This window comes from Paenibacillus piri (assembly GCF_004354045.1).
Lineage (GTDB): Bacteria > Bacillota > Bacilli > Paenibacillales > NBRC-103111 > Paenibacillus_S > Paenibacillus_S piri.
The window spans coordinates 64,920-73,289 of sequence record NZ_SMRT01000024.1 but is presented as its reverse complement, the minus strand read 5'-3'; the positions used below and the strand labels follow the sequence as shown (position 1 = coordinate 73,289).

The following is an 8,370-nucleotide window of genomic DNA, read 5'->3' as shown; positions in this document are numbered from 1 at the left end:
ATTTATACCAGTACAGGGATGAGAACCCCGAGGTTCGTCGGAGCATAGGCTTCGAAAGCATCGGCTTCGCAGTCTGGCTACGAAGTAGACAGTATCCCCTACGGGTCACCATTTAAGATTTGGGCGCTTAGCTCAGCTGGGAGAGCATCTGCCTTACAAGCAGAGGGTCGGCGGTTCGATCCCGTCAGCGCCCACCATAATATTACTGACGCGGGGTGGAGCAGCCCGGTAGCTCGTCGGGCTCATAACCCGAAGGCCGCAGGTTCAAATCCTGCCCCCGCAACCAATTTTCTCGAAGTACATAACTTCGATGATGTGTGGAGCCGTGGTGTAGAGGCCTAACATGCCTGCCTGTCACGCAGGAGACCGCGGGTTCGAATCCCGTCGGCTCCGCCATTAAACAAATGAAGTAAGGCTCGGTAGCTCAGTCGGTAGAGCAGAGGACTGAAAATCCTCGTGTCGGCGGTTCGATTCCGTCCCGAGCCACCATCTTTATTACGCCGTTGTAGCTCAACTGGTAGAGCAACTGACTTGTAATCAGTAGGTTGGGGGTTCAAGTCCTCTCGACGGCACCATGTTTTACCTAATTGAATATGGAGGCTTAGCGAAGTGGCCAAACGCAGCAGACTGTAAATCTGTTCTCTGACGAGTTCGGTGGTTCGAATCCATCAGCCTCCACCATTTTTATAGGGGCATAGTTTAAAGGTAGAACAAAGGTCTCCAAAACCTTTGGTGTGGGTTCGATTCCTGCTGCCCCTGCCAGTAACTAACTGAGGCGGTCGTGGCGAAGGGGTTAACGCACTGGTCTGTGGCTCCAGCATTCGTGGGTTCAAGTCCCATCGATCGCCCCATTTTTTCTATTGGGGATTAGCCAAGCGGTAAGGCAACGGACTTTGACTCCGTCATGCCTAGGTTCGAATCCTAGATCCCCAGTTTTCTTTCTAATATGCGGAAGTGGCTCAGCGGTAGAGCATCGCCTTGCCAAGGCGAGGGTCGCGGGTTCGATTCCCGTCTTCCGCTCCATTTAATCCTGGCGCCATAGCCAAGTGGTAAGGCAGAGCTCTGCAAAAGCTTTACCCCCAGTTCGAGTCTGGGTGGCGCCTCCATTTTTTAAAAAGTACTTGCCGGAGTGGCGGAATCGGCAGACGCACAGGACTTAAAATCCTGCGGTAGGTGACTACCGTACCAGTTCAAGTCTGGTCTTCGGCATTAAGTACACTTTCATAGCATGTGCCCTTAGCTCAGCTGGATAGAGCGTTTGACTACGAATCAAAAGGTCGGGAGTTCGAATCTCTCAGGGCACGCCATTTTATACATCAAAGCAAAACCAAGTGAACTGAGCCAGATTCGAAAGATTGAGTTCGTCGGAGCATCCGCTTCGTTAGGACAACATCGCAGTCGGCCTATGGCCGCATCTCTCAGGGCACGCCATTTTATACATCAAAGCAAGATCAAGTGAACTGAGCCGGATTCGAACGATTGAGTTCGTCGGAGCATCCGCTTCGTTAGGACAACATCGCAGTCGGCCTATGGCCGCATCTCTCAGGGCACGCCATTTTATACATCAAAGCAAAACCAAGTGAACTGTAAGCTTTCTATCAAGCCGGTGTGGCGGAATTGGCAGACGCGCGCGACTCAAAATCGTGAGGGAAACCGTGGGGGTTCGAGTCCCTTCACCGGCATAATGCAAGAAGGAAAACAACCTGTACAGAATGATTTCTGTACAGGTTGTTTTTGCGGATCGGCTGGGAATCCAAGCAGTTCCTCTACTTTACCGATATATTTGCTTATTCATTTTGCGAGGAGATCGATATGGACCGGCTCGTTGCAATGACGGGGAGGAAACGCACCTATTTTTATAAAAGATTTAAAATGCTGACCGGTCTGACGTCGAACCAGTTTGTTCACAGACTGAGAATGCAAGCCGCCGTTTATTTGCTGCTCAACAGCGACTTGTCAATTACGGACATTGCCTACGATTGTGGCTACAGCACCGTCGAATTTTTCGACAACCGGTTCCGGCAAAGCCAAGGTATGTCGCCGAGAGCGTTGCGAAAATCAATAAGGCTCATATAGTGCAAATGACGCCTGAAGCCGCGACCGTACGAGCGATACCAGCTCGGTCGGCTGCTCGACCCGAATAAAAGGGCTTAAGCTTAATATGATTTCGCAGGCCGACTCCAGCGTTTCGAATTGAATGTCCGCTTCCAGCCACCCATCATTATCCGCTGGCCTCACTGCCTGCACTTTCACGTAACGAAACCAACGGATGCGTGCCAGCTGCGGCTCCTGGATGCGGATTACAGCCGGATAGCTGGGCATAGCAGCTTTATATGCCCGCGTCGACTGGTCCCAATAGGCGGCCAAGTCGAACTCGTCAGGCCGCGCGAACGATTCGCCGGTTACCTGCGCGTTCTGAATACGCGAAACCCGGAAGCTTCGCATGCCTTCATCCGTCTGGGCAACCAAGTACCAGGCGCCCCCTTTGGCTACCAGCCCGTAGGGGTCAACGATTCTTTCGGAATATCCGTCGGCTTTTGGGTAGCGGATGCACAGCTGCTTCTGCTCCCAGATCGCCTCCTGTACGGCGGCCAAATACGGGAAGCTTTCTTCCGACTGATGCCAACCCGCGCCGTCCACATGTATGCGTTCTCTCATAAACTGCGCATCCCGCTGCAGCGAAGGAGGCAAGGAGGCCAGCAGCTTCAAAAAAGCGGCTTCGAATTCGGAGCCGAGACCCAAATCGTTCATAATTCCCGACGGATTCATTAGCAGCAGAGACTGGATTTCCTCGGCTTTAAGCCCCGTCAAATTCGTCCGGTAGCCTTCCGACAAGCTCCACCCTCCGGCCGCTCCCCTGTAGGCAAAGACAGGGATCCCGGCCGCACTTAACGCTTCCATATCCCGCGCAATCGTGCGCTCCGATACTTCCGTTTTTTCGGCCAGCTCGCGGGTAGTCATTTTTCCGTAGCGCTGCAAGCATAACAATATAGTAAGCAAGCGTTCAGCCCGCATGATGCACGCCTCCTTCAATCATTTCTTTCGTCCAGTTTAACTGTATCATCGAAATAAGACAAAGGGTGGCATATATCACTACGTATAACTGAAGATGCAAGCAAACAAGCTCAGGCAGCACGAGCAGCCGAATCTGAAAATTTATGCAACATCTTACGGGAGGGGACAGATGAAATCATTAACAGGCAAGATAGCGGTCGTTGCCTGAGGAATGCGGGGAGCAGGGCGTGGTATTGCCGTCATGCTGGGGGAAGCGGACGCTACCGAATATGTAACGGGACGAAGCATGAGAGGAAATCCACCGGCCAGTAAAAAGAGGCAGCAGAAGATACAAAAGTAGAACAGAAAGAGGGCGGAGGAAAGTTTACGGGCCGTCTTTGAAATCGTGTTCTCCTGCCTGGTCTAATCGAAGGAACACGACCAACAACGGCTGTAACCCCACATCCATCCCTCCTGGCTCTCAAACGTAAATCCTACACCACGGATGCTGTCTGTCGTTTTTCTTATTTGCGCCGGTTAGAGCCGGGCGAAAAATTGATTCAGCGTATTTAAAATTTCGTCACAGTACGCTTTTTCTTCCTGCGTATTTTCTTCAGACCCTTCATCCTGTTGAATTTGCTCGAACCGCTGTACTAACGCGTCGGTAACGAACTCGGCGCTGACTCCATAATGCTTGACGATTGAAAACAGGCCGTCCAAATGCTTATGGTTATCGATAATTTCCGTTAAATGACTCATGGACGCAGGTTCCCCCTTATGCTGGTGTCGGTCAGAACTAGTTTTTGCGGGGGCCGCCTATTTTATGTAGCGGATAGTTCCGCTCCTTTTGGCTCAAGCTAATGATACAGATGCTATTAAGACTATAAAAGGAGGAATATGAAATGGCAAGGAGAAGAAGCAGAAGACTCGTTATTCCCGAAGCCACGCAAGGCGTTGAGCGGTTTAAAGCCGAATTGATGCGGCAAAAAGGGTACGCTGTAAATGCGGACGATCCGCAAAAGGTAAAATATGAGGTCGCGCGGTCCATGGGAATTCCGCTGACCCAAGGCTACAACGGGCAATTATCGACGGAGCAGGCCGGTAAGATCGGCGGAGAAATCGGCGGGTCGATGGTCCGCGAAATGATCCGGATGGCACAGCAGAAGCTGGCTGAATCAGGTAGAACGACGGCGGAACCGTTCAGAAGATAAGCTTTAAAATCCGGTGCAGGACGCGCCGGATTTTTTTGTTTAGGAAATTATGCGCAGCATATTTCCGTGCATAATCGGGGACTCCCCCAAAAGTAAGGTAAAGAGTTGCTTGCTCTCTTGATGAAACCCGGTGGAATACGGGTTAGTGGAATTCGCTTCAGGGCTTCACTTCACTTTTGGGGACTTTGTTTACCATCATCGAAATGGTGCTTATCCGGCGCCTGCTTCGCGAACAGCGCAGCCAGATTAAAGCTGCTTGGACACTTGAAGCAGCTCCGGAAGCGTTACCAGCTGGTACCCTTTGCCATGCAAAGATTGGATAATGGTAGGGAGCGCATGAACGGTGCCCGATAAATCTTGATTCGGCCCGCCGCCCGAATGCTGCAGCACGATCGAACCGGCCTTGGCATGGTTCAAAATGTTGTCGGTCACCTGCTGCTGGCTGAGCTGCTTCCAATCCAGCGAGTCGACATTCCAGTTGACAACGATCAGATGATGGTCGGATGCCCACAGCAGCTGACTTTCCGAAATTTCTCCGTACGGCGGGCGCAGCAGCCTCGGCGTATAGCCGATAGAGCGCTTTAATATTTTTTGGGTTTTTGTTACCTGCGCGCGGTACTGTTCGTCCGACAGCTTGGTCAGCAAAGAATGGTTGTAGGTGTGATTGCCGATGATGTGACCCTCTCTGGCGATTCTTTTGACCATCTCGGGATGCTTCTCGGCCTGACGGCCTACAATAAAGAAGGTTGCCTTTACATTGTATTTTTTCAAAACGTCGAGCACCTGCGGCGTAAACTGCTTATCCGGAGCATCGTCAAAGGTGAGCGCTATCTTTTTGGTGCCGGCTGGGCCTTTCAGCAGCAGCAGGTCCGGGTATTTTTTGATAAGCTGCGACAAGCTTAGCTGCTTGCCTTTGCCGCTTTGGCGAGACGATGCGCTCCGGGCCGGCTGCTTGTCGGTCGGTGCCGGCTGCGGTGCGGGTGCGGCCGGTGCGGGTGCGGCTTGCTCGGGCTGCGCATGGGCTCGCGGCTTCCGGTCGTCCACAGGCTGAACGCCGGGGATCGGCCACTCCGGAAAGCGGATCAGTTGATCCTGGGACGCAGCGGAGTTGTTCGTATCAACGGTTTGGCCGTTTTCCTGGCGAGCCGGCGTACCGTCGTTCGGATGATTAAGCTGACGCAGCTGTTGGGGCTGGGAGTAGCAGCCGGACAGGAGAAGCCCAGATAAGACAATCGATATAACGGCAGGTAGACCGGGAACTATTTTCATAAAAAAAGAAGCTCCCCCTTTCACGATAGTTAATGCTAGTTTTCGTGAAGGGAGAGCAGATTATCCGTCGGCAGACCAACTAATTTTCGATGAAGCTTATGCGGCGCTGAAACCTTCCTGAATCATTTTGAGCGCGACGAGGAGAAAAGTGACGCGCAGCACCCATAGCAGCTTCTTGCTGCTCAAACGGCCGGCGATTTTGGCGCCGAGCCAGCCGCCGACAAGCGCGCTCGGGGCGAGTCCCAATACCATCCAGCCGTCGACCTCGCCGAGCTGCAGGTGAGTGATCGTCCCCATAATCGACGACAAGAAAATGACGAACATCGAGGTAGCCGTTGCGACATGGGGAGGGTAGCGGAACAGCAGCACCATCGCCGGAACGAACAAGGAGCCGCCGCCGATGCCGAACAAACCCGATATAAAGCCTACCGCCAGACCGATAATCAGTGCGGGCACGATACCGTAGCCGTATGTATGCTCCGTACCTTGCGCATCCGTGAAAGTACGCTGAATCGGCCATATGACCTTCAACGGCTTTATTTTATCGCGCAGCAGCAGCAAAATAGCCATAAACAGCATGAAAAAACCGAACGCAAGCTGAAACGACTTGGCATTGACGAACTGCGTCGTATACGAGCCGAGCATGGCGCCTGGTCCGCATGTAATAAAATAAAGCCAGCCGCTTTTGAAATCGACGCGCCGCTGCTTGACGAAGGTCAGCGTAGACGATAAAGCGGTAAAAATTAACACGGCCAGCGATGTTCCGACCGCAACGGCGACGGGTACGGTTTGGCCGATCAGCATAGGGCCGAGGTAGACGAGCGCCGGCACGATAATAACGCCGCCGCCCAAACCGACCAGACTGCCGATGGTCGCGGCAAGCAAGCCGACAACCAAGTAAAATAGCAAGCTCATGATGATATACCTTCTTCTGTATCGGATTGAAATGACAACCTAAATTGTACCATATCCAAACAGAAGACGGTTAATGAAGTTTTACAGCTCGCCCAGGAGCGGCTTGCTGGGGAGGTAATGAATGGAGCGGATGAAGCGGACCGTTCTCGTTTTCGCCCGCATGACGATCGAATGCGTCTCCGCCCGCTGATTGCCCGAATACTGCACGCCCCCTAAAAATTCGCCGGGCGTAATTCCTGTCGCCGCGAAAAATACATCCTCCCTGCCGATCATGTCGTCCATCGTCAACAGCTTCAAAGGATCGCTCATGCCCATCTGGCGGCACCGTTCCAACTCCTCCGCATTGGACGGCATCAGGCGTCCGAGCAGCTCGCCTCCCAGACAGCGCAGCGCGGCCGCCGCCAGTACGCCCTCCGGAGCGCCTCCCGAGCCGACATAAAGATCGATGCCCGATTCCGACAAGGCCGGAGCCATCGCCCCGGCAACATCGCCGTCGCTCAGCAGCTTGATGCGTACGCCGACTTGACGCAGTGTACGGATATGGTCCTGATGGCGCTCGCGGTCCAGAATCATGACGGTTATGTTGCTGAGCGGCTTGCCCAAATAATCAGCAGCTTTCCGCAGGGTCGTCTCCAGCGGATCGTCCAGCCGCAGCTTCCCGGCCAAAGCGGGACCGACAGCCAGCTTCTGCATGTACATATCGGGCGCATGCAGCAGGCAGCCTTTATCCGCCATTGCGATGACGGCCAGCGCGTTGTTCAACCCCTTGGCCACCAGCTCCGTGCCCTCCAATGGATCGACCGCAATGTCGACCTCCGGCCCTTGTCCGTTGCCGACCTGCTCTCCGATGTAGAGCATCGGCGCCTCATCCATTTCGCCTTCGCCGATCACGACGGTGCCGCGCACCGAGACTGAATCGAACATCGTCCGCATAGCGGTTGTAGCTGCGCCATCCGCCTGATTCTTATCCCCCCGTCCCATCCATTGGGCTGCCGATAAGGCCGCAAGCTCGGTAACTCTGACAATTTCAAGCGCCAATTCTCTCTCCAAAATAAATCCCTCCTAAGCATGGTTCCAATAAAGTACATATTGAATAAAATATAGCACTATTATTACACATTTAATGCGTAATATATAGATGTTTTTCAGGCTTAATTTGTGTATTTTTTATGTTAATGTTGCCTATTAATAAAATACAGTCATATATTTTTACAAATGAAATGCTTTTTTTGCTACAATAAAAGAAATGTGGAAGTCTTGAACTGGATAGGGGGTTTCGGCTATCGAACTGACAACTCGTCAATTGCATATTGTGGAACTGGTCAAGCAGCATGCCCCGATAACCGGGGAGCAGATCGCCGAAATGCTGGGATTAAGCAGGCCGACGCTGCGCTCCGACCTTGCACTGCTGGTGATGCTCGGTTATGTTGACGCGAAGCCGAAAGTCGGGTATACGCCGGGGGCGGAAATAGCTTCGGGCAATCAGGCATCGCGGAAGCTGAAGACGCTCAAAGTAAAAGAGGTCCAATCGATGCCGGTCATTGTGAAGGAAACGTCGTCGGTGCACGATGCGGTCGTTTCCTTGTTTATGGAGGATGTGGGCAGTCTCGTTGTCGTGGATGAAGGGGGCTGCTTGTCAGGCGTCATATCCCGCAAAGATTTACTGAAGTTTACGCTCGGCAATACCGCAGCGGCGTCGATGCCTGTCAGCATGGTGATGACGCGGGAGCCCAATGTGATTCATGTGGAGCCGGAGGATTTGATCGTCGATGCCGCCCGTAAAATGATTCACCACCAGGTAGACAGTTTGCCCGTGGTTGTCCGGTCGCAAAGCGAGACGGGCCAAAGCCGCAGCCGTTGGGAAGTTACAGGACGTGTCAGCAAAACGATTATGACGCAAATCTTGCTCGAGCTGGCGACGGAGCCGTAAGACCCGCAGGAGTCGGCAGGAAACAGGCAGCGAACTATTTTAACCTTGGAT

The 8,370-nt window shown here is 53.0% G+C and carries 8 protein-coding genes, 14 tRNA genes and 1 pseudogene; 18 read left to right on the top strand and 5 right to left on the bottom strand.

The annotated features are described in order from the left end of the window. The first annotated feature begins 121 nt into the window (after positions 1-121). The 15 genes from E1757_RS31605 to E1757_RS31535 all read left to right on the top strand — a co-directional run bounded on the left by E1757_RS31605 (position 122) and on the right by E1757_RS31535 (position 2,076). Positions 122-197 (top strand) — tRNA-Val (locus E1757_RS31605). A gap of 12 nt (positions 198-209) precedes the next feature. Continuing rightward, a tRNA-Met gene (locus E1757_RS31600) sits at positions 210-286 on the top strand. Positions 287-319: 33 nt separating this feature from the next. Then, a tRNA-Asp gene (locus E1757_RS31595) sits at positions 320-396 on the top strand. A 17-nt stretch (positions 397-413) separates the two neighbouring features. Then, positions 414-489 (top strand) — tRNA-Phe (locus E1757_RS31590). Between the two features lie 10 nt (positions 490-499). Then, positions 500-575, top strand: a tRNA-Thr gene (locus tag E1757_RS31585). A 20-nt stretch (positions 576-595) separates the two neighbouring features. Next, positions 596-681 (top strand) — tRNA-Tyr (locus E1757_RS31580). Between the two features lie 7 nt (positions 682-688). Further along, positions 689-762: transfer RNA gene (locus tag E1757_RS31575), tRNA-Trp, on the top strand. A gap of 13 nt (positions 763-775) precedes the next feature. Continuing rightward, positions 776-851: transfer RNA gene (locus tag E1757_RS31570), tRNA-His, on the top strand. A 10-nt stretch (positions 852-861) separates the two neighbouring features. After that, positions 862-933, top strand: a tRNA-Gln gene (locus tag E1757_RS31565). A gap of 15 nt (positions 934-948) precedes the next feature. Continuing rightward, positions 949-1,023 (top strand) — tRNA-Gly (locus E1757_RS31560). Between the two features lie 9 nt (positions 1,024-1,032). Next, a tRNA-Cys gene (locus tag E1757_RS31555) sits at positions 1,033-1,106 on the top strand. 17 nt (positions 1,107-1,123) lie between these two features. Beyond that, a tRNA-Leu gene (locus E1757_RS31550) sits at positions 1,124-1,209 on the top strand. A gap of 21 nt (positions 1,210-1,230) precedes the next feature. Beyond that, positions 1,231-1,307, top strand: a tRNA-Arg gene (locus E1757_RS31545). 295 nt (positions 1,308-1,602) lie between these two features. Next, positions 1,603-1,682: transfer RNA gene (locus E1757_RS31540), tRNA-Leu, on the top strand. Positions 1,683-1,812: 130 nt separating this feature from the next. Then, positions 1,813-2,076: a helix-turn-helix domain-containing protein gene (locus tag E1757_RS31535; protein ID WP_133235817.1), complete on the top strand. Its 264-nt coding sequence runs from the start codon at positions 1,813-1,815 to the stop codon at positions 2,074-2,076. Here E1757_RS31535 and E1757_RS31530 read toward each other — a convergent pair. Next, entirely contained in the window at positions 2,059-3,015 is a 957-nt protein-coding gene (locus E1757_RS31530; protein WP_133235815.1) for a helix-turn-helix transcriptional regulator, read from the bottom strand. The two genes, E1757_RS31535 and E1757_RS31530, sit on opposite strands and share 18 nt — an antisense overlap. Positions 3,016-3,226: 211 nt before the next feature. Between E1757_RS31530 and E1757_RS31525 the strand changes: the two are divergent. Continuing rightward, positions 3,227-3,313: pseudogene (locus E1757_RS31525) on the top strand (SDR family NAD(P)-dependent oxidoreductase); the annotation flags it as partial. Between the two features lie 218 nt (positions 3,314-3,531). On the opposite strand, the gene E1757_RS31520 reads toward E1757_RS31525, so the two are convergent. Further along, positions 3,532-3,753, bottom strand: coding sequence for a hypothetical protein (locus E1757_RS31520; RefSeq protein ID WP_133235813.1), 222 nt, complete (start codon positions 3,751-3,753; stop codon positions 3,532-3,534). 143 nt (positions 3,754-3,896) lie between these two features. Here E1757_RS31520 and E1757_RS31515 point away from each other — a divergent pair, with 143 nt between their 5' ends. Continuing rightward, on the top strand, positions 3,897-4,205 hold the full coding sequence (locus tag E1757_RS31515) for an alpha/beta-type small acid-soluble spore protein (protein ID WP_133235811.1): 309 nt from the start codon (positions 3,897-3,899) through the stop codon (positions 4,203-4,205). A 246-nt stretch (positions 4,206-4,451) separates the two neighbouring features. Here the strand turns inward: E1757_RS31515 and E1757_RS31510 are convergent, their stop codons facing one another. The 3 genes from E1757_RS31510 to glpX all read right to left on the bottom strand — a co-directional run bounded on the left by E1757_RS31510 (position 4,452) and on the right by glpX (position 7,439). Continuing rightward, the gene (locus E1757_RS31510; RefSeq protein ID WP_181956717.1) at positions 4,452-5,474 is read right to left on the bottom strand and encodes a polysaccharide deacetylase family protein; all 1,023 of its coding nucleotides are present in this window, start codon (positions 5,472-5,474) and stop codon (positions 4,452-4,454) included. Positions 5,475-5,570: 96 nt separating this feature from the next. After that, positions 5,571-6,389 (bottom strand): sulfite exporter TauE/SafE family protein, encoded by an 819-nt coding sequence (locus tag E1757_RS31505; RefSeq protein WP_133235809.1) that lies wholly within the window; start codon positions 6,387-6,389, stop codon positions 5,571-5,573. Positions 6,390-6,470: 81 nt separating this feature from the next. Then, positions 6,471-7,439, bottom strand: coding sequence for a class II fructose-bisphosphatase (gene glpX, locus E1757_RS31500; RefSeq protein ID WP_133235807.1), 969 nt, complete (start codon positions 7,437-7,439; stop codon positions 6,471-6,473). A 253-nt stretch (positions 7,440-7,692) separates the two neighbouring features. Here glpX and E1757_RS31495 point away from each other — a divergent pair, with 253 nt between their 5' ends. Then, on the top strand, positions 7,693-8,319 hold the full coding sequence (locus E1757_RS31495; RefSeq protein WP_133235805.1) for a helix-turn-helix transcriptional regulator: 627 nt from the start codon (positions 7,693-7,695) through the stop codon (positions 8,317-8,319). Positions 8,320-8,370: the final 51 nt, after the last annotated feature.